Annotated in this window: 13 protein-coding genes and 1 pseudogene; 3 read left to right on the top strand and 11 right to left on the bottom strand. The window is 56.5% G+C overall.

What is annotated here, in order from left to right:
* Genes WJU22_RS20910 through WJU22_RS20900 form a run of 3 tightly spaced genes read right to left on the bottom strand, consistent with a single transcriptional unit; the run spans window position 1 to window position 7,820 of the window.
* The gene (locus tag WJU22_RS20910) at window positions 1-3,075 is read right to left on the bottom strand and encodes a TonB-dependent receptor (protein ID WP_341840114.1); all 3,075 of its coding nucleotides are present in this window, start codon (window positions 3,073-3,075) and stop codon (window positions 1-3) included.
* Between the two features lie 18 nt (window positions 3,076-3,093).
* A complete protein-coding gene (locus WJU22_RS20905; protein WP_341840113.1) occupies window positions 3,094-4,773 on the bottom strand; it encodes a RagB/SusD family nutrient uptake outer membrane protein in 1,680 nt (559 codons plus the stop codon).
* Between the two features lie 11 nt (window positions 4,774-4,784).
* Window positions 4,785-7,820 (bottom strand): SusC/RagA family TonB-linked outer membrane protein, encoded by a 3,036-nt coding sequence (locus tag WJU22_RS20900; RefSeq protein WP_341840112.1) that lies wholly within the window; start codon window positions 7,818-7,820, stop codon window positions 4,785-4,787.
* Between the two features lie 488 nt (window positions 7,821-8,308).
* On the opposite strand from WJU22_RS20900, the gene WJU22_RS20895 reads away from it, so the two are divergent.
* A complete protein-coding gene (locus WJU22_RS20895; protein ID WP_341840111.1) occupies window positions 8,309-9,199 on the top strand; it encodes a chromate resistance protein ChrB domain-containing protein in 891 nt (296 codons plus the stop codon).
* Between the two features lie 266 nt (window positions 9,200-9,465).
* Here the strand turns inward: WJU22_RS20895 and WJU22_RS20890 are convergent, their stop codons facing one another.
* The 7 genes from WJU22_RS20890 to WJU22_RS20860 are packed head-to-tail and all read right to left on the bottom strand — an operon-like array spanning window position 9,466 to window position 17,035.
* A complete protein-coding gene (locus WJU22_RS20890; RefSeq protein ID WP_341840110.1) occupies window positions 9,466-9,975 on the bottom strand; it encodes a ferritin in 510 nt (169 codons plus the stop codon).
* Window positions 9,976-10,031: 56 nt separating this feature from the next.
* Window positions 10,032-10,859: a glutamate racemase gene (gene murI / locus WJU22_RS20885; RefSeq protein ID WP_341840109.1), complete on the bottom strand. Its 828-nt coding sequence runs from the start codon at window positions 10,857-10,859 to the stop codon at window positions 10,032-10,034.
* 8 nt (window positions 10,860-10,867) lie between these two features.
* Window positions 10,868-12,286: a DHA2 family efflux MFS transporter permease subunit gene (locus WJU22_RS20880; RefSeq protein WP_341840108.1), complete on the bottom strand. Its 1,419-nt coding sequence runs from the start codon at window positions 12,284-12,286 to the stop codon at window positions 10,868-10,870.
* Window positions 12,276-13,436 carry an ABC transporter permease gene (locus tag WJU22_RS20875; protein ID WP_341840107.1) on the bottom strand — a complete coding sequence of 387 codons (1,161 nt, stop codon included), beginning with the start codon at window positions 13,434-13,436 and terminating at the stop codon, window positions 12,276-12,278. Before WJU22_RS20875 ends, WJU22_RS20880 begins: the two co-directional genes overlap by 11 nt.
* Window positions 13,411-14,595, bottom strand: a complete 1,185-nt coding sequence (locus WJU22_RS20870) for an ABC transporter permease (RefSeq protein ID WP_341840106.1) — start codon at window positions 14,593-14,595, stop codon at window positions 13,411-13,413. Before WJU22_RS20870 ends, WJU22_RS20875 begins: the two co-directional genes overlap by 26 nt.
* Window positions 14,592-15,581 (bottom strand): HlyD family secretion protein, encoded by a 990-nt coding sequence (locus WJU22_RS20865; protein ID WP_341840105.1) that lies wholly within the window; start codon window positions 15,579-15,581, stop codon window positions 14,592-14,594. Before WJU22_RS20865 ends, WJU22_RS20870 begins: the two co-directional genes overlap by 4 nt.
* The gene (locus WJU22_RS20860; protein ID WP_341840104.1) at window positions 15,578-17,035 is read right to left on the bottom strand and encodes a TolC family protein; all 1,458 of its coding nucleotides are present in this window, start codon (window positions 17,033-17,035) and stop codon (window positions 15,578-15,580) included. The genes WJU22_RS20865 and WJU22_RS20860 overlap by 4 nt, the downstream gene beginning before the upstream one ends.
* Before the next feature lie 111 nt (window positions 17,036-17,146).
* On the opposite strand from WJU22_RS20860, the gene WJU22_RS20855 reads away from it, so the two are divergent.
* Complete coding sequence (locus WJU22_RS20855; protein WP_341840103.1) at window positions 17,147-17,566, top strand: hypothetical protein; 420 nt, start codon at window positions 17,147-17,149, stop codon at window positions 17,564-17,566.
* Between the two features lie 167 nt (window positions 17,567-17,733).
* Window positions 17,734-18,585, top strand: a pseudogene (locus tag WJU22_RS20850) (KilA-N domain-containing protein).
* 144 nt (window positions 18,586-18,729) lie between these two features.
* On the opposite strand, the gene WJU22_RS20845 reads toward WJU22_RS20850, so the two are convergent.
* Entirely contained in the window at window positions 18,730-21,651 is a 2,922-nt protein-coding gene (locus WJU22_RS20845) for an FAD-binding and (Fe-S)-binding domain-containing protein (RefSeq protein ID WP_341840102.1), read from the bottom strand.
* Window positions 21,652-21,653: the final 2 nt, after the last annotated feature.

Below are 21,653 nucleotides of genomic sequence, written 5' to 3'. Positions count from 1 at the left end.
TTAAAAGTTAACGTTCAGGCCTACGTTGAATACGCGCTGTGTCGGGTACACCCCGCCTTCGGTCCGCGAGCTTACCTCGGGGTCCAGGTCGTACAGGTTCGGGCCGAGCATCCAGGTGTGCAGGTTGGAGCCGTTCAGGTACACGCGCACCTGTTGCAGGTGCAGCGAGCTCACCATCCGGCGGGGCAGCGTATAGCCGATCTCGGCGTTGCGCAGCTTGATGTAATCGCCTTTCACGGTCCAGAAGTCTGACGGGTTGCTGAGCGCGTTGCTGATATTGTCCATGGTGGAAATCCGCGGGAACTTGGCGTTGTCGCGGTTTTCAGGCGTCCACGCGTCCAGGTGCACCTGGCGGAGGTTCCCGAAGAACGGCGTCACCGCTTCGGCGAACTGGCTGAGCACGAAGTTGGTGGCCGACTGGAACGTGATGGAGAAGCTCAGTCCTTTCCAATCCCCGCCCAGGGTCATGGCGTATTGCGTGGTGGGCGTGTTAGAATATTTGTTGTAAGCCATGTCGTACGGGTCGATTTTGTTGTCACCGTTCAGGTCTTTGTACTTCAGGTCGCCGGGCTTCGGTTTGGGGCCCACGGGCAGGGGGCTTTTGGCGATATCTTCGTCGTCATAATAAAAACCTTCCGTCACGTAACCCAGTTCACGGTTGGTAGGCCCGCCGGTCTGGCGGAGCCAGGCGTAAGGGGGATTCCCTTCGTCCATATATTCGATCCGGTTTTTGGCGACAGACATGTTCGCGTTGATGCGATAGTTGAACTTGTTGAGCTTGTTGCTGTAATTGAGGTTCATCTCGAACCCGCGGTTGGAAACCTGCGCGAGGTTAGACGGCGGCAGGCCGATGCCGATGATGGCGCTGAGGCTCTGGCGCGGCAGCAGGATGTCGGTCCTTTTCCTTTTGAAGACTTCCGCGGTGAATGAAAGTTTGTTGCGGAAGAAGTTCATGTCCGTTCCCACGTTCCATTGCAGCTCCTTTTCCCAGCTAACGTTCTCGTTGCCGAGGATACCTTCGTAAATGCCGGAGAACGCTTTCTGGTTTTCGCCGAAATTATAACCAAGGCCTTCCAGGTATACGTGCTCGTAGAGGTATTGATAAGTATTGTCGATATCATCGGTGCCGGTCATACCCACGGAGCCCCTGATCTTGAGGAGGTCCATGAATTTGACATTTTCCTTGAAGAACGGCTCCTCTGCGATGTTCCAGCCGCCAGACACTGCGGGGAAGAAGCCGTAGCGGTTGCTGGCCTTGAAGCGGTCCGTCCCGTTATAGGCGCCGTTGAACTCGATGAGGTATTTCTTGCGGTAGTCGTATCCGAGGCGGAACGTGTAGCCGCGGAAGTTTTCCGGCAATGCCGCGCCTTCCGTTTCGGAGAACTGGTTCAGCAGCACCAGGGCGTAAACGTGGTGTTTTTGGCCGAAAGTGCTGTCGTAGTTGAGGGACAACTGCGTGTTGAGTCGTTTCTCAACGGTAGTGGTGGTGCTGCCGAGTGTATACTTTTCGTCGCGGTAAGTATTGGGCAGCAGCGGGGTGTAGGTTTGCGTTTTGCTGTTGTAGATGAACGACAGGAAGTTGGTCCTGCCGAGGTCGCGGCCGAAGCCCTGGTTGCTGGAATAGCTCACGAGGGCGGAGAGTTTGAGGCCGCTGGCGATGAAGTTCAGTTTCTGAGAGGCGCGGATGTTCACCTGCATATCGTTCTCGAAATCCCGGCGGTAGCCACCTTTCATGAGCCTGCCCACGATGTTGTTCCCCGCACCGTTACCGGTCACCACGGTTTCGGGCGCAGCGCCGAAAGTACCGTCGGGGTTGTAGATGGGATAGGCCATGGGCGGCAATGCCTTGTAATCGTACAGCTCGAACCAGATCCGGTTACGGTTGGCGCGGCCGCGGGTGTTGGGCTCATTTTCTTCCCCGAAATACCCCGATACGTCGAGCCCCAGGTCCAGCGAAGGCGTCACCTGGAAGTCGAGGTTGGAGCGGTAGTTATAGCGTTTCAGGTAGTAGTTCGGGTTTACGGAGGAGCCGGGCTCGCGGAAATCTTTCAGGATACCGTTCTGGAACAGATGGCCTACCGATACGAAGTATTTCATCTTGTCGGAACCGCCGGTGATGCTGAGGTTGTTCTTGGTCTGCGTGGTGGATTTGCGCATGAGCACGTCCCACCAGTCGATGTCCGGATGGCCGTAGGGATCGCTGCCGGTTCGCCAGGCTTCGAGGTCTTCATCAGAATATTCTTTCGGCAGGCCGTCGCTCACCAGTGCGGCGTTGCGGAGGCGGGCATGGTCGTATGCACTGAGGAATTCCGGGCGGATGCTGTTGCCCTGGCGGCCGTAGTTGCTCGTGAGGCGGATCTGCGCCTTGCCGCTCTGGCCGCGGATGGTGGTTACCACGATTACGCCGTTGGCGCCCTTGATCCCGTACACGGCGGCGGAAGCCGCATCTTTCAGGATGGTCACGTTGGCCACCTGTTCGGGATCGATATCGGAAAAGTTACCGGTAAATTCGACGTCGTCCACGATGATGAGCGGCGTGAGGTTCCGGTTGTTGGAAAAGGTAGAAGCGCCGCGGATGAGGAATTCCGCCCCGTCTTTACCGGGCTGGCCGCTACGCTGCATGGCGAGGAAGCCGGGCAGTTTGCCCACGAGGGCGTTCTGCAGGCTGGCGGTCGGCACGCGGCGGATCTCATCTCCGGTCACGGAGCTGGTTGCTACGGTGTTGCTCAGTTTGGTGGTGCGGCCGTATCCCACTACCATCACTTCTTCCAGGCCTTTCACGTCCTGCTGCATGATGACGTTGATCTCGCTTTTGCCGGTAACCACCACTTCCTGTTGCAGGTATCCCACGAATTTGAAAACGAGTGTATTGGCTTTCCCGCGGACGGTCAGGTTGAAACCGCCCGTTTCGTTGGAAACGGTGCCGTTGCTCGGCACGTCTTTTTCGAAAATGACTACCCCGGGAACCGCCCCGTTGGCGTCCCTGACGGTGCCCCTCACGTTTCTGCGCACTTCCTGGGCCATGGCCGGGATCAGCAGGCAGATCAATATAAGGGTGGAAAATATTTTTTTCATAACGGAGGCTTTATCGGATTACCAAAGGGGATTTTGTACCAGGTTGCGGTTTCTGTATAACTCAGTCTGGGGGATAGGATAGAGGTGCATCCGGTCGTTGAATGCTACTTTTCCTACGGCAACTTTGGTATATGAAACCGAACCGTCGTCTGCGCGAACGATTTTCTGTCCGTGGAGGTCGCCGGTGAACAGTTGCTTGGCGATCATCCATCGGCGGATGTCCCAGAAACGGTGCTCCTCGAAGCACAGTTCCACACGGCGCTCGTTGCGGATCAGCGTCAGCAGCTCATCTTTCGGTACGGAATTCGGTACGGCGGTTTTCATGCCCCCGCGGGAACGGATTTTGTTGAGCGCCGCCACGGCATCGGCCTGGGTGGCATCGCTGGCTTCCGTCAATGCTTCGGCGTAATTGAGGTACACTTCCGCAAACCGGAACAGGGGGAAGTTGTGCGGCTGTGCGCCCAGCGAGCTGGCGGTTTCGGCGTTGTACATGAATTTCCGGAGGTAATAGCCGGTCTGCGTCTGCGTGATGTTGCCGCCCGGCCGGTCGAGGCCGCCATCAAACGTTTCCACGGTCCTTTTCAGCCATTTGCTGCCGTTGAAGAAGAACACGAGGTTGAAACGGGCGTCGCGGTTCACGTTGGGTTTGTCCGGATCGTACCCGGAAGTAGGATCGGTGATGGGCTTGCCGTTGGTCATGAGGAACGCTTCGGCGAGGTCCTGGGTAGGACTGGTATACCCTCTGTGGCTGAACTTGGTAAAGCCCACGGGCCCGTTGTTCTGCTCCACATCGCTCGTGTTGGCGCGTAGGTAGGAAAGGATGATCTCCTTGCTGTCGCGCGTGATGAAGATGTTGATATAACGGTTATTGGGCTCGATGATGTGGGTGTTCAGATCGATGAGCTCCTTGGCCACGTCTGCGGCTTTCTGCCAGCGGGCTTTCACGGCGGCTGCGGAAACGTCCGTGTAGCCGGTAAGTTCCTTGTTTTGCGTGCCGAGGTTGCCGGCGTTGAACAGGGGGCTGGCGGCGTAGAGGTGCAACCTGGCCTGGAGGGCAAGCGCCGCGGTATTGGTGATGCGGCCGAAATCGCCGCCGGCGGCGGGGCCGGTGCGCAGGAGGGGTTTGATGGCGTCCAGTTCACCGGAAACGTAGTTCACGCAGGCTTCGAAAGAGCTGCGGGGAACCTGGAGGTCTTCGGCCAGGGTACCGATCCTTTCACCCATCAAAGGCACGCCACCGTAGCGTTTCATCAGTTCGAAATAGGCAAAGGCGCGGAGGAACCGGGCTTCCGCTTTCCAATATCCTTTCACTTCGTTCTCGATCGGCACGCGGTCTACATTGGCGAGGAACACGTTCACCTTGCGGATAACGGTGTAGCGGGAAGTCCATACATCGTCCGGATTGCCGAAGGCGTCGATGCGGCCGAAGCGGAGGTCTTCGATGGAGCTGCCGCGCATAGACGGTACCGCGTCATCCGTGGCGGCGTCGAGCATGGAGTTGCCGATCCGGTTCCAGCCGTTGGGCATGTTGCCGTAAATATCGTTCAGGAACTGGTCGGCATACGAACCGTTCTTGTCTACCGGGTCGAAGATGAAAGACGAGTCGAGGTTTTCCAGCGGCCCTTCTTCCATGTTCTTGTTGCATCCCACTGTGGCGAACAGTGCAAATGCGGGTATGATATAGATGAGTTTTTTCATGATGATGCGCGTTAGAGTTTGATGTTGATACCGGCGTACATGACACGGGATACGGGGTAGTTGCCGTTCAGGTTCTCGGGATCGGTATCCTTGAACTTCGACCATGTCAGCAGGTTGGTGCCGTTCAGGAAGAAGCGGGCGGATGCGAGGCGGAACCGACGGGCGAAGCGCTCCGGCACATTGTACCCCAGCTCCGCATTCCGCAACCGCAGGTAGGAAGTATTCCTGATCCAGTAGCTGGATGCCTGCGAGTTGTTGAAGTTGGAACCGATGGTGAGACGGGGATAGGTGGCGGTAGCGGCCGTTTCCGGCGTCCAGCGGCCGAGGTGGTGCTCGAAGGCGTTGCCCTTGCCGTTTTCAGCGAACTCGTAAATGGCCACGCTGCTGTAACGGTTCCCCGTTCCCTGGAACAATATGGAAAGGTCGAGCCCTTTCCAGCCGAAGCCCAGGTTCAGGCCATAGTTCACACGCGGTTTCTCGGGCGTGATGAGCGACTGGTCGAACTGGTTGATGCGACCGTCGCCGTTCAGGTCTTTATACCGGATATCACCGGGCTTGGGACGGTACCCGTCGATCCAGGTGCCCCGCTCGATCTCATCTTCCGACCGGTACAAACCATCGGCCTGGTAGCCGTACTGCATGCCGGCGTAATTGCCGGTGCGCACGAGCCAGGGATAAGGACGGGCGGTTTCGTCGAGATATACGTTGATGCCATGCTGCGCAGACAGTACGCCGGTTACATAATAGCTCAGCGCGCCGGCCGTTCCGCGGTAGGTGGCGGTGAATTCCATGCCTTTCACGCGCGACTTGCCCAGGTTCTCCTGCGGGTAACCGATGCCCAGCAGGGCGGTGGCGGTACCGCGGGTCAGCAGCAGATCGGTGTAGAGGTCGTTGTAGAAGTCGGCGGTAAATGCAACGCGATTGTCGAGCGCCTCTACATCCAGGCCTACATTGAATTTGCGCGCTTTCTCCCAGGAAATGAAAGGATTGTTGAGCGTGCCTTCCCGAACGCCGGAAACGGCCGAGTGCGATGTGCCGAAGCTGTATCCGGTGCCGCCTACGTAGTATTGGTTATACACGAAGTACGATTCCCCGGAGCCGGAAGTCCGGGTGGAGTTGAACGCGTCTCCGGTAAGACCGTAGGTGGCGCGCAGTTTCAGCATATTGAGCCAGTTGGCGGCGGACAGGAAATCCTCTTTGGCGAGGTTCCATCCGATGCCGAACGCGGGGAAGGTGCCATAGCGGCGGTCGGGGTGGTAACGGTTGGTGCCGTTGCGGCCCACGACGGCTTCGAACATATATTTTTCCGCGTAATCGTATTGCAGGCGTGCGGCCCCTCCGAGGAAGAACTGCGCCAGTTGCGATCCGAGGATACGGTTGTCGTAATTGAGGCCCAGCATGGCGTTGAAGTGATGCTGCCCGAAGCCGCGCGTCCAGCCCAGTTGCGCGTCTGTATTGAAGAAGCGCTCGGTGCTGCTGGATTCGCGTGAGTTGCTCATATCGGTATCTTCACCGGTTTTGAGATAGGAAGTTTCTCCGGTCACGGGATCGGTGTACTGCTGGTACACGGCGTTCCGCTTGATGCGGACGATGTACTCGGCGAAGTTGGTATAATACGAACCGCCCACGCGGAACCACATGCCGGGGGTGATATCGCTGAGGTCTGCACGGATGTTCAGTTCTGCGTTCACTTCACGGGCATACCGGTTGGCGTAGCCGCTTCTCATGGTGATGCCGTAGATGTTTTCGGAGTAGGTGCTGTTGCCGCCCAGGGAACCGTCGGGGTTGAACACGGGGTACGCGTTGCGCGGCGTATTGCGGATCTCCTGCATGATATTGGGGCCGAAGCCGCCCGGCTCGTTGTTGTTCTGGATACGGCCGGAAAGGTTCAGCGAGGCGGAAATGCTGCGGTTGATCTGCACGTCTACGTTGGAGCGTACGAGGTAACGCTGCATGTCGGCGTTGGTATTGTATTTATTGACGGCGTCGGTTTTGAAAGGGCCGGCCTGGTTGGTATAGTTCAGGTCTACGAAATAGCGCGCATTGCCGCGGGCGCCCGAGATATTGAGGTCGTACCGCTGCATGAGGGCGTTTTTCTTCAGCACTTCATTGCGCCAGTCTACGTCCGGGTGGCCGATGGGATCGGTGCCGTTGCGGTAATGATCGAGGTCCTGCTGGGAGTAGGTGGCTGGAATGCCGTCGTTGGCCTGTGCTTCGTTATACAACCTGGCGTAATCGTAGGCGCTGAGCTCTTTGTAGCTTTTGAGCATCTGCGACGTGCCGACGCCGGCGGTGAAGGAGATGCGCTGGCCGGAAGTTTGCTCGCCCTTGCGGGTGGTGATGAGCAGGATGCCGTTGGAAGCGCGCATACCGTACATGGCGGTGGAAAGCGCGTCTTTGAGCAGGGTGACGGACTCGATCTGTTCCGGGTTGATGTTGGTCATGTTCCGGGCCGGTGCGCCGTCGATCATGATCATGGGAGATGAGCCGCGCATTTCGGGGGAGAAGGATTCATCTCCCGGGATGCCGGGCACATAACTGAGGTTGAACCCGGCGAGCCTGCCGGCCATCATTCCGTGGAGGCTGGTGGAAAAGGTGCGGTTGAGGCTGCGTTGCCCGATCTGGGCGATGGCGGCTACCGATGTGGCTTTCCGTTGCTGTCCGTAAAGGATGTGGTAAAGGGAATCGCTGTCTTGCAGGGAAGGGAGCATCCTGACGCGGAGATCTTCACCTGCGGTGGCTTCTACGGCGCGGAACCCGGGATGGGAGAACACGAGCGTTTCGCCCGGGTCTGCGGAAAGGGAGAAATTCCCGTTGGCGTCTGTGATGGCGTTCCCTGCGCCGGATTTGCGGCGAACGAGCACGCCGGCTACAGGTTTACCGAAGTCGTCGATAACGGAGCCCTTGATGGCGGCCCACCGGGCGCTGGAGCCAGAGGGGGTGCCGGGGCTGTTAGGGACCGCCGTTGCGGGGAAGGCCCAGAGGCCGGCAGCCAGGAAGCCTGCGCCGGGTAGCAGCAGCAGCTTTCTAACGTGAAATTTTCTCATCAATAATCAGTTTTGACTGGTGATTGTGATTGCATTGTATAGCTTGTTGGGCCGGAACGCGGTACCGGCGTATATTTCATAGATTCCTGAAAGTGTATTTTACCGGGAACTCTTCTTCATAACGCTACGTCGGAGATCGTCACAACATTGGTATGGAATTCAGCTGTCCTGATGCTTTTTTAACTTTTCAGATAACGTGTAATTTTGGTTGACCCCTTTCAGGATGCAATCGTTTGCACGGAAAAAGTGCAATCGTTTGCATTTTAGGCCAAATAATAAAATTAATCCCGGATTCCCAAATTTTTTTTACAGAAAATTAGCTGTGTGGGATTGTGTTCCAAAGACAATAAGTCGCCCAACCCCTGCATCGTGGCCGCTTCCGGGAAGAATTTCCTGGATTAGGAATCGCTTAACAGGGATTCTGCAGGAAAAGTTCCATTTTCTACCCATCAACCATATTCAAATCATATCATAAACCGCGTCTTATTATGAAATGGGTCACCCGATTACATCCGAAGCTGGACCGGATCGCCTGTATCTGGCTCATCCGTAAGCTGATCGACCAACAAGCAGATATACAATACGTTCCCGAACACCGCGTCATCCCCATTTCCAGGAACGAAGGGGCCATCGCGTTCGACATGTCCGGCTCCGATTACTTCGCCTGGGGAGAACAATGTCTCTTCGATGTATTCCTGCGCAAACACCGCCTGCCAGATCCCGCACTGGCCGTTATGTCGCCCATCATCCGCAGCATGGCCCTCAATAAACCCGACCCCTCGCCGTACGCCGCCGGGTTCCGCGCCGTGGCCGAAGGCCTCGCGATCTCTATCCCTCCGGGCGATGAGCTTACCCGCCAGGGCATCATCCTCTTCGAAGCCCTCCATGCCTGGGCCTCCCAGCTCCCCGGCATCAGCCAGCCGCCCGAATATTCCGAGCACGTGCTCATGGAAGTGTTCCACAAATTCGTCACCCAGAAATATTCCGACCGCGTCCGCAAACCCATGTGGGTACAGGAAATCGCCGCCATCGTGCAAGACCAGATCGATACCAACCTCGCCCTGAGCCTGCCCGAACTGTCGCGCAAGCTCAACGCCAACCCCGAATACCTGTCCAACGAGTTCTCCCGCGAATTCGAAGACATGACCTTCGGCGAATACATCCGCAAAAAACGGATCGAAAAAGCACTCGAGCTCATGGAAGAAGAAAAATATTCACTCACCGAAATCGCCTATATGACGGGCTTCTCCGACCAAACGCACTTCTCCCGCATCTTCAACCGCCACTTCGGAAAAACACCCACCGGCCACCTCAAAACCATCCGCGCCCAAAAGAACCGGGAAGTCGCCGAAACCGTCGAAGAAGAGGAAGAAGATTAAGAAAACGTTTGCATGGGAAATCGGGTATTCCGCGGAGCATCCCATCCACTCCGCGTTTCAGCTTATCCACTTCTGTCCGCCGTTTATCATTCGTCTTGCATCTAAAATGCACGCTAACCGCGAAATAGTTAGCATTACCCCGGCGAGCTTCTACGCCGGGTAGAACAGCGAAACCACGCGTCTGCGTGGTTTTTTCATTTACCTCCAGACATAAAAAAGGGGCCGGTCGCATTGCCGGCCCCAACATGATTTTATGTGCTCCCTTATCAGCCCTTGGAAATCTGGGCGCGATAGTTCATAATGTCGCGGTCGAACAGGTAGAGGCCGCTCTTGTCTTCACCGATGAGCTCTAGCTTATCGTTCAGCGTACGGGCGAGGCGCTCTTCCTCGATCTGTTCAGAAACGTACCATTGCAGAAAGTTATGGGTGGCATAGTCTTTTTCCTGCAGCGCCTGGTGCACCAGGTCGTTGATGCTTTCAGACACCTTGATCTCATGGGCCAGGAATTCTTCGAACGCGCGCTTGAGCGACAGGAAGGTGATGATGGGCTGCTTCAACTCCGGCACCACACCGAACCCGCCACGCTCGTTCACGAACTTGAGGAGCTTCAGCATATGCACCCTTTCCTCGTCGGACTGCTGGTAGAAAAAGTCGGCCACACCCTGGAGCCCCGGCTGGATATCTGCCCAGGAAGCCATCGCCAGATACGCCTGCGAAGACGCCGCTTCCAGCGTCACTTGTTTGTTCAGTGCTTCCTGAATGGTTTTACTTAGCATAGTGAAGTGAATTTAGATGAAAAGTACTGATTCCAATGTACGGAATTTTTACAACCCTACAATGCGAGATGACGGCTCTCCACCGGTTGCTCGAAAAAAATTCCGGCGGCGCGGTCGAAGGTCTGCGTATCGTCTGTCGTATAAAACACACGCGTTCCCCCAGTACTGCATTTCTCCCGGATTTCGGGGTGCCGCGCCAGGTAATCGGCCAGGCTCGCCGCGGCGATGGTACCCTGGGAAAGCAGGGTCACGTCGGGCGGGAGGTACTTCCTGATCTTGTCGGCCAGCAGCGGGTAATGGGTGCATCCCAGTACGATGGTATCGATGTCTTCCGACTGCACCATGAGCTGCCGGATGTATTTTTTGATGAAGAAATCGGCCCCTTCGCTTTCGTACTCCGCATTTTCCACCAGCGGCACCCACATGGGGCAGGCCTGCTGGAATACGGTGATATCGGGGAAGAATTTCTCGATCTCGATGGGATAGCTTTGGGAATTGACGGTGCCTGCCGTCCCGAAGATCCCCACGCTGCGGCTTTTGGAATAATCGCCCACGATCTCGGTGGTAGGCCGGATAATGCCCAGCACGCGGCGCTCCGGGTCGATCTTCGGCAGATCGTTCTGCTGGATGGTGCGCAGCGCCTTGGCAGACGCGGTATTGCAGGCCAGCACCACCAGGTGGCATCCCATCCGGAACAGGTGCTGCACGCATTCGAGGGTATAATGGTAAACGGTTTCGTAAGACCGGCCGCCGTAGGGCGCCCGCCCATTGTCGCCCAGGTAGATGTAATCGTATTCCGGCAATGATTTAACGATCTCCTTCAGAACGGTCAATCCTCCATATCCCGAATCAAAAACGCCGATGGGCCCTGGTTTTTTCTGCATGCGCCAATTTACGGAATTTTTGCCGTTGCGGCCTGCGGATGGTGCTGCGCCCGGCGGTTGGAAATGAAAAGCGCGGGAATGATGGCAACTATCAGCAACGCAGCCGATACGCTGAAACTGTATTGCAACGCCAGATGCTCGGCCGCGGGTTCGGTATACCCCCGGCCCAGGAAGTGATCGCCGGCTTGCTGGTGCACAACAGACAGCACCGCCACGCCAATAGCGCCCGATACCTGCAGCACCAGGTTGTTCAGCGAAGAAGCCTGGGTGATGAGGGGGCGCGGCACCGCGTTCACCGTGGCCACCGTCACCGGCGTCATCAGGCAGCCCAGCCCCATCCCGCGGATGAGCATCGTGATCACGATAAACGTTACGCTGCTGCCCACGTCCATCCGCCCGAAAAGCACCATCGTCAGCGATAAAAGCAATAATCCTGCAATGGCAATGCCCCGTGGACTATGATGGTCTACCCAATTGCCGGCCAGGGGCATCATCGCCGCCAGCGTGAGGGAGGCGGGGAGGAGCAGCAGCCCGGCGTTCATTTCGGAAAAATGCATATGCCGCTGCAGCAGGAATGGCAACAGGAACACCCCGCCGAAAAGCGCCGCCGATCGCACGCCGGTCACCATCAAAGCGGAAACGAACGTCCAGTTGCGGAAAATACGGATGTCGTAAATCCCGTCCCGCCGGCCCTTTTCCCACAAAATAAAAAACACCAGCGCCAGCACCGCCACCGCGAAATACAGCACGAACCCGTATACCGTGGTACTATCCTTTTCCAGCCGCGAAATCCCCAGCTGCAGCGTCACGAGGAAGGTGGTCAACAACAGGAATCCCGGCGTATCGAACCGCTGCTTCACCTTTTCCTGGTGCCGCATGAAACCGAGATACACATAACACATCGCCAGGGTGAGGATGCCGATGGGCACGTTGATCCAGAAGATAGACGGCCAGCCCAGGTGCTCCGTGAGCACGCCGCCCAGCGTAGGCCCGAGCGCCGGCCCGATCACGACGCCGAATCCCCACCAGCCCATCATCTTTCCCCTTATTTCCGGCGGGAAGATATACGTCAGCATGGCCAGCACCGTAGGTTGCAGGGCGCCGCCGCCAATGGCCTGGATCACCCGGCTCACCACCAGGTCTTCCAGCGAATGCGATAAACTGCACAGCAACGACCCGATCGTGAAAATACTCAGACTGGCCACATATAAGTTAAAGAACCCGATGCGGTTCTTCAACCAGTTGGTCAGCGGCATGAACACGGAAAAAGCCATCATGTAAGCCGTTACCACCCATTGCACTTCGTCCATCCGGCTGCCGAACTGCTCCTGCATGATGGGCAGGGAGATGTTCACGATGGAACTGTCCAGCGAAGCCATGATGGTGCCCAGCATGAGGGTAACGAGTATGCCGGCCTTAGACCGCATGGGCTACGGCGTTGGGTTTATAAAGGGAACGCATTTTCCAGAGGCAGATGGCGGCATAGAAGCACCAGAGCCCCAGGAGGTGGTAGAGGTCGGGCAGCCTGTCGGTAATATGCGCGCCCTGTTGCACAACGCCCTGGTACAATCCCAAAAACGGCGTGATGGGCAACAGGTACGATACGGCTTTGACGAATGGCGGCATTTCCGAAAGCGGCCAGCTATACCCGGTAATGAGGAAGATGGGATAGGTCGAAAACACCATGAGCTGCGTGGCCAGCAATTGCGATTTGAAGAGCAGGCCGGTGAAAATGCCCATGGGGATGAGCGACAGCAGGAAGATCACCGTGATGATGGCCAGTTCCCAGCCGCTGCCGAGGATCTCCAGCTCCAGCACGCGGAAATTGACGGTCAGGAAGAAATAAGCATAGGCGCAGAACAGCAGAAAGTAAAACAGCCCCTTTCCCCACAGCGCCACGGAAGCATTGCCGCCGGCCATCTGCATCCATTCGGAGATGGAGCCGCGCTGCCTTTCGGCCGCGGAACCGCCGGCCAGGCCGATGAGCAGGGTTTGCTGCAATATCATGGCGATGAGGCCCGGCAGCAGGAACGTGCCGTAATCCGACCGGCTGTTGAACATGGGCCTGTAGTCGACGTTGACCGGCATCACTTCCTGCATGCTCATCTCCGTGTTCATCCCCTTTTTCTGCAGGTACTGCAACCGCACGCCCGCGCCCACCGTGAGCCCGATCTGCGTAATGGCGCCCGCCACTTCGCTGGAAGGGAGGAAGCGCGCGGCATTCACGGCCAGGACCATATCCGCCTGCTGGAGCGACAGCACCTTTTGTTCCATGCCTTTTTCGATGTACAAAAATCCCTGTGTGTGGCCCTGGTACATGCTTTCCTTCGCGCCTTCGAGCGTGGTGCGGAGGGCTACGTTCACCATCTGCGAATTGTCGATCTGCGTGATGAGCGTTTGCGAAAGGCCCGTACGGTCATCGTCCACCACGGCGATGGGCACTTCTTCTTCGGCTTTGTACTGGTAAATACTGCCGTAGAAAAATACGTACACCAGCGGCGCGAGCAGCAGCGTCAGCACGAGGCTATGGTCTGCCGCAATTCTTTTCACTTCACGAAGCAGTAACCGGAGCAGCATGCGTTTGCGTTTTATCCAGCCGTTTCTGGAGGAAGAACACGGCGATGAAGAATGTAAACCCTATGAACAGCAGGAGCCGCAACGCTTCCGGGCCGGCGTACCGCAGCGGCAGCTCCATGAAATACAGTTTGAAGAACGCGTCCAGGAAAGGCGTGTAGGGCATGATGGCGGCGTAATACTGGTCGTACCACGGCATGCCCCATCTCGGAAAAGTGAACCCGCTGAACACAAAGGCCGGGGAGGTATAGAATATCCCGAAATCCAGCGCCAGCATCACATCCAGCATGATCACCGAAACCATCGCGCCGATCCCGATACAGGCGAGCGACATGAGGTTGAACATCACGAAAAGGCTCCACCACGTTCCGGCATGATACATGGAAAAAATAGGGAAAATGATCCCGAACACCAGCGCGAAATTGATCCACGACGCAGTGAGGTGCGCGAGTGCCTTTCCTGTGAAAACCACGCCGGCATTGCCTCTCCCTATTTCAGCCAGTTCCTGTTCCGTCCCTTCTTCCCATTCCTTGTTGAAAATAAGCACCGTCACCATAATGATCATCATCATCATGGCCACGGTCACCAGTCCGGGAACGAGGTAGTTTTGATAGTTGTATGTTGGATTGTATAAGGTGAAAAGTTGCAGTTTGACGGGCATGATGAGCGCCATGGCCTTTCCTTCCGTCATCCCGGTTTTCATGAATTTCTGCAGGTTGACGCCCGACCCCGCCGTGATGATGACCCCGGCGGCATCCTTGTACACCAGTTTGCTGGGGATGAGGGCCGACGCATTCGTGTACACGGCCACTTTCACGGGGTGACGGCTCTTGATGTCTTTCTCCATGTTCTTCGGGAAATGCACCGCGCCGATGATCTTCTTTTCCTGCATCAGCTGCCGCAATTCGGTTTCGCTGGAAACGGAAGCGGTGATGTGGATGCTGGCCGTTTGTTCGAGCAGGAAAGTGATCTGGCGGGACACGGCCGACCGGTCGTCGTCCCAAATCGCCACGGGAAGGTCTTCCGCCTGTTGCTTGTCGAAGATGAAGGCGTAGAAGAAGAACAGGAACGCTGGCAGTACGAGGAGAACGATGTAATGGTCTTTCCGCGTGAGGATGCGTTTCCATTCCCGGAGTGCTATCTGTGCGGTGGCGCGAATCATGGCGTGAGGAGCGAGGCTGTCATACCCGGCCGCAGGCCCTGTATGGTGTTGACGGTAACGGGTTTCATCTCGATGGTGAAGGTCCGCAGTTCGAACGCCCCTTTCTCCTTGGTAGGTACCCAATTGGCGAACTCGAGGGATGGCGCCACGGCAGACACCTGCACATCGAATGTTTCCGGGTCGCAGCCGGGTACTTTCACCCTGGCTTTGGCGCCGAGCGGGTAAGCCGCGGCCTTATCCTGCCGGATGTTGAACCGGATGAAATACGACATATTCTTCTGGAGCGTCATCATGGGGTAGCCGATGCTCACGATCTCGCCCTGGTGGATGACCAGGTTGGAAATGATGCCGTCGGCCGGTGCATGGATGCGGGTATTGTCGGTCAGGGCTTTCGTCAGTTCATAACCCTGTTCCGCCTGTTTGAGAATGGCGGTGGCGGTTTGGATGATCTCTGGTTGGGTGCCTTTTTCCAGCATCTGCTGGTTCAGCCGGGCGATCTCCATTTCTTTCTTGGCGGCCTGGAACCGGAAATGGATCACGTCGCGCTCGGTGCCGGAAACCACGCTGTCGTTGTAGAGCCTTTCCATCCGCTCGTAGGTTTTGCGGGCCAGGTCGTACTGGTCCTGCGCGATCTTGTACAAATTGCCGGCGTTCTTGATGATCTCCGGCCGGGCGCCCTTTTCCAGGAGCTTCACCTGCGACTGCGCCGCTTCAATGGCCGCTTCGGCCTGATTGCGGATGGCGTTGATCTCGGTGGTGCGCAGTACGCCGAGGAGCTGGCCTTCCCGCACCGTATCCCCCTGTTCCACGAAAAGCGAATCCAGCCGGCCGGGGAATTCTGCGGCTACGTCAACATACTTCGCGTCTACCATGCCGAGGAATTGATCGCCGGCCGCGGGCGACTGGCGAACGAGGAACAGTACGGCGATCAGGAGGATGATCACGGGTATGAGGAGGGCCCAGTATTGCGTGATGAATTTTTTCATTGTATCAAAGCGGAGATTTGTTGAGGCGTTCCAAGAATGTTATAATATTCGGCGGCTGCGAGCATGTAGCCGAAAAGTGCGGTGTAATAGGCTTTCCCGAGCTCTTCTTCTACCAGCAGGGCTTCGTTCACGTCTTTGACGGAGGAAAGCTGTTCGGCCAGGCGCTCCTGGACCTGTGTGGTGGTGAGTTGCGCCTGGTCGCGGGCCTGGAGGAGGCTTTGGAGGTCGCGCTCCAGCACGGTGACTTTATTGCGGACTACCGTGGCGGCGGCTTCCAGGAGGGCCTGTGTGTTCTCCGACGCGATTTTGGCTTCTTCCACGAGTTGCCGGGTGGCTTTCACGCGTTTTTCGCGGGAGAACCCGCTGAAGAGGTTCCACTGCATTTCCACGCCCACGAGCCATGGCGGCGTGGTTACGGGGAGGTCGCGCTGATAGAGGTTCAGGCTGGCGATGCCGAAAATATTGGGCAGTTGCAGCGATTTGCTGGCTTTGACGGTGGTTTCGGCGAGGGCGGTTTTGGTGTCTACGGCTTTCCACGCCGGGTTGCCGCGCCAGAAGCCCGGCGGCGGCGCAGGGTCGGGGAGGCGTTGGTAGCGGAGGGTGTCGGTGAGGATGAGGACCGTATCCTGCGGCAGTTGCATCAAACGTTTCAGTTCCACCATGCCGTTGATCTTTTCCAGTTCCAGGTTATGCATACGGCTGCGGGCGTACGTCAGTGCCACGGTGGCCCAGTTTCGCTGGTAGGGCGGGATGATCTCGTTTTTTACCAGCGAAATGGCGAACCGTTCGTTACGTTCCATGGCGGCCACGATGCGTTCCTGCGAAGCCATCATGCCGTTGACCCAGAGAATTTTGAGGTAAGCCGCGGCCAGCGCGAAGTCCATCTGTTTTTCCACCAGTTCCAGGTTCACGATCCCGGCGTCGTACTGCGCTTTGGCGATGTTGCGGGCAGTGGCGAGCTTGCCGCCGAGGTAGATGGGTTGGCGCAACGCGAGCGCGGCCACGAAATAGCTTTGTTTGGCCAGGGCCGGGTTGTAGTCGGGGTAAACGGCGTTGATGATATTTTCGGACGATTTGAAAATGACGTCCTGCACATTTTGCGGCAGATCGTTGCCGGTGATCTCTTTGAAGACCGTATTGGCGGCGTTGACGCTTTGGCGCGAGGAGCCTTCCACGATCCCGCCTTTTACCTGCTGAAGATTGATTTCCAGCGGTTTGCTGAGATAATTATACCCCGCCAGCAGGTCTACTTTCGGGAAATAGGTGGCCTGTTCGGCTTCCAGTTGATATTGCCGGGCATTCAGCGAGCGGCGGGCCTGCTCCACGGCCAGGTTTTTATGCCGGGCGATGCGGAAACAGTCTTCCAGCTTCAGTTCGCCCGATTGGGCGAAAACCGCGGCAGGGCCGGATAGCAGGCATAGGACGGTGGTGATGAGTCGGGCTGATGGATTCATATTCTCCATTTTAACAGGAAGCCGCCTTCATTTGTTCGTGCCCATCACATATTTATGTGGTTGTTTCCCCTATGAAACGTGCCTAATTTTGACTTCCAAACCCCAATGAATATGCTTCGTAACGTAACCATGCTATGCATCGCCATGGCTTTTTTTGCATGTAAAAAATCCCGCCAGCCGCAACCGCAACCCAACAATCAGGATATGGAAGGTACCTGGGCAGGGCGGTATGGATATTCCTATGGCAACGATGAAGGCGATACTACCTTTTCCGGCTATTTCGGCCATTTCAGGATGGAATTTTATCAGAACGGGACGTTGATCGTTCATGATGTTGGATCGCAGACGATGACGGCGCGGGGAACGTATGTGCGCAATGGGAAAGATTTGTATGCCCGGTATAAATATGACATTGGAACGGATAATATTTTCTCCTTCAAAGCGCGCCTGGAGCGGCCAGACAGTCTGGCGGGGAAATGGATGATCGGGTACGACGGGCCAACGGGCGGGGAGTTTTTCGTCAGTAAATAACGATATTCAATCAACGGAACAGGGATCGGTGGGTACAACTTACCGATCCCTCCGTTTTTCGGAGATATCCTCGGTTTTTCGGGGATATTCTCGCCCTTTTTTCATTGCCGCGTTGTTCCGGTTATCGACCTTCATTGCATTATCAAAAAGTGCAAAAAAAGTAACCGATGGCCAAGAAAAAGGTAATAACCGTAGATCGAACGATCATCAGTGTTGTGCACCATAATAACATTGATTACATATCCATTACCGATATGCTGAAAGCCAAAGAAGGGGATTTTTTTATATCGGACTGGCTCAGGAACAGGAATACCATAGAGTTTTTGAGTATATGGGAATCGATCAATAATCCAGGTTTTAATTATGGCGAATGTGCCATAATTAAAAGTCAGGCGGGGCTGAACAATTAGAAGTTAAGTGTAAAGGAATGGGTTGAGAAAACGAATGCCGTCGGCTTGTTGGCGAAACCGGGCAGGTATGGTGGAACGTACGCGCATAGAGATATTGCTTTCGAATTCGGTGCGTGGATCAGCCCATCGTTCAAACTTTATCTGATCAAGGAATTCCAGCGTTTGAAGGAAATCGAGAGCGATACCCATCAACTGGAATGGAATTTCAGGCGTAGTCTCGCAGCTACCAACTACCGGATCCATACGGATGCCATTAAGGAAAAGCTCATTCCCTGGGCGGATACACCACAGAAAAGTGACGTTTTCATTTATGCAGAAGAGGCCGACCTGATCAACCTGGCGCTGTTTGGGCTGACGGCCAAACAATGGCGCGAGCAACATTCCGAAGACGTGTCGGGATGCAGGACGATCCGGGAATGTGCTGACACGCACCGGCTGATCGTCCTTTCCAACCTGGAAAACCTGAATGCGGTCTGGATCAGGCAGGGGATCGGGAAGAAGGAGCGGTATGAAATGATGAGAGAAGCTGCCACCAGTCAGTTGGCTTCATTGCAAAAATGCCTGCCCGATCCTTCGGCGATCGAAAGCCCGAGAAGGAAGAGAAGTTAAACCTAGAGACGCCTGATGAAGGGATTGGGAAACATTGTTCATATCCTGTGCTTCCGAACGAACGATCGTTTTTTACACCCGAAACAAGAATCCCCCGGCCAAATAACCCTGGCCGGGGGACGATATCCATTCAGTTACATTAATTTATATCAACGCGTCGTACAGGATTTCGACGGGGTGCATGGCGTGTGCGCCGGTGCCGTCTTTTATCTGATGGCGGCAGCTGGTGCCCGGTGCGGCGATGAGGGCTTCGTTGCCGGCTTTGCGCACGGCCGGGAAGAGGACGAGCTCGCCGATGTTCATGGACACTTCGAAATGTTCTTTTTCGTATCCGAAAGATCCTGCCATGCCGCAGCATCCGGAGGGGATGACGTCTACCGTATAGCCTTTGGGCAGACTGAGGATTTTTTTGCTGTGGACCACGGACGAGAGGGCTTTTTGCTGGCAATGGCCATGCAGTTTGATGTTTTGCTCGCCGGCGCGGAACATCCCGCTGTGGATGGCGCCTTTGTCGGCTTCCATGGCGAGGAACTCGTCTACCAGGAATACGTTTTTGGCGAGGGCTTTGGCTTTGTCGCGCAGCGCGTCGCCCACGAGGTCGGGGTATTCGTCGCGGAACGTGAGGATGGCGCTCGGCTCGATGCCGATGAGGGGAGCATCTGCCGTTACGATATCTGCAAAAAGGGCTACGTTTTTCTCGGCGAACACTTTGGCTTGCCGCAGGAATCCTTTGGAAAGGAGGGCGCGGGCGCTTTCCGGATGGTCTACGGGCGTAACGTCGTATCCGAGTTTACGCAGCAGTTGCACGGTTTTGATGCCGATGTGGGTATCGTTGTAGTTGGTGAACTCGTCACAGAAGAGGTAGACTTTCTTCCCGCCTTTGGCCGGTGCCGGGTTGCGGCGGAGCCATTTCCGGAGCGTGGTGCTTTGGAGGGTGGGCATGGAGCGGTCTGGTGCGAAGCCACTGAACTTTTTGATGAGCTTCGAGGTGGTTTTATTCTTCACGAGGAAGTTGTAGACCCCGGGCGCAATGGCGGCCAGGCCGGTGAGGCGCGAGAAGTTGCCGATGAGGCGTGCGCGGAGGGGAACGCCGTTGGCATCGTAATAATGCTGAAGGAATTCCATCTTCAGCTTCGCCACGTCTACGTTGGAAGGGCATTCGCCTTTGCAGCCCTTGCAGGCGAGGCAGAGGTCGAGCACGTCGTAAATTTCTTCGTGGTCGAATTTGTTTTCCTTGGTGCTGTTGGTGAGGAATTCGCGGAGGATGTTGGCCCTGGCGCGGGTGGTATCTTTTTCGTTGCGGGTGGCCATGTAGCTGGGGCACATGGTACCGCCGCTTAGGTGCGTCTTGCGGCAGTCGCCCGATCCATTGCACTGTTCCGCATGCTGGAGGATGGTTTGCTCCGGGAAGTGGAAAACGGTTTTGATATCGGGGGCTTTCTTGCCGGGCTCGTACCGCAGCATGCTGTTCATGGACGGTGTGTCCACGATTTTGTGGGGATTGAAGATGTTTTCCGGGTCCCAGGTGTATTTCACCTGGCGGAGGAGCTCATAGTTGCGCGGCCCGATCATCTGCGCGATGAATTCTCCGCGGAGGCGGCCGTCGCCATGCTCGCCGCTTAGGGAGCCGTTGAATTTCTTCACCAGCGTGGCGATTTCTTCCGCGATGGTGCGGAAGAGCTGGTTGCCTTCTTCCGTTTTGAGATTGATGATGGGCCGGAGGTGGATCTCGCCGCTGCCTGCGTGGGCGTAGTGAACGGCGTAGAGGTTATACTTCTGCAATATGTCATTGAACTCCGCGATGAATGCCGGGAGGTCTTCCACGGCAACGGCGGTGTCTTCGATCACGGGCACGGCTTTTTCGTCGCCCGGCAGGTTGCCGAGCAGGCCGAGGCCCGCTTTGCGGAGGGTCCAGATTTTCTTGGTGTCGTCGCCGAAGAGGAGCGGGAAGTGGTATCCCAGGCCGGCGGACCGCATCTCGGCTTTTACCTGGTCGGCGATGGCGACGATCTCTTCGCGGGTGTTCCGGCAGAATTCCACGACGAGGATGGCGCCGGGGTCTCCCTGAACGAAGAATCGGTTTTTGCTTTGTTCGATATTATCCTTGGTGCATTCCAGGATGTAATGATCGATCAGCTCGCTGGCGCTGGGTTTGAAGCGCATGGCGATGATATTGGCGCGGAGGGATTCGTCGATAGTATTGAAGTGCACGCACAGCAACCCGGTTTCTTTGGGTGGAAGCGGTTCGATGTTGAGTTTGATCTCGGTGAGGAAAGCGAGCGTGCCTTCAGATCCGGCGATGAGCTTGCAGAAATTGAAGTCTTCCTTGCCGGCGGTGAAGGGGGCCGTTTCGAGGAGCAGGTCGATGGCGTACCCGGTATTCCGGCGGAGGATTTCCGGCTTGGGGAATTCCTTCCGGATTTCGGACTGGTTGGCGGCATTTCCGAGAATGGTGCGGATCTGCTTGTATACGGCGGTTTCCAGCCGGCCGTCGTTCGCTTCGCAGCGGGCGTGGAACGCATCGGGAGAAAGTGTGCCGAAAGTGGCGTCGCTGCCATCGCTGAGGATGGCTTTTACTTCGAGGAGGTGCTCGCGGGTGCTGCCGTATACGACGGAGTTGGACCCGCAGGAGTTGTTGCCGACCATCCCGCCGATCATGGCGCGGTTGGCGGTGGAGGTTTCCGGTCCGAAGTAGAACCCGTAGGGTTTGAGGAACATGTTCAGCTCGTCGCGGATAACGCCGGGCTGCACGCGGACCCATTTTTCTTCGGTGTTGATTTCGAGGATTTTGGTAAAGTTCCGGGAAACGTCGGTGATGATGCCGTTGCCGACTACCTGTCCGGCGAGGGAAGTACCGGCGGTCCGGGGGATGAGCGAGGTTTTATGCTGCCGCGCGAAGCGGATCAGTGTTTTGAGATCGGATTCGTCCTGGGGGATGGCCACGGCCAATGGCATTTCCCGGTAAGCGGATGCGTCGGTGGCATAGAGTGTCCGCATGGTGTCGTCGGTATACAGTTCGCCTTTCAGCTCCTGGCCCAGCTGTAATAGCTCGTCTCGCTTGATCATGA

The sequence above is a fragment of the Chitinophaga caseinilytica genome, assembly GCF_038396765.1.
In the GTDB taxonomy this organism is placed as follows: domain Bacteria; phylum Bacteroidota; class Bacteroidia; order Chitinophagales; family Chitinophagaceae; genus Chitinophaga; species Chitinophaga caseinilytica.
This window is presented reverse-complemented; position numbering and strand designations above follow the sequence as displayed.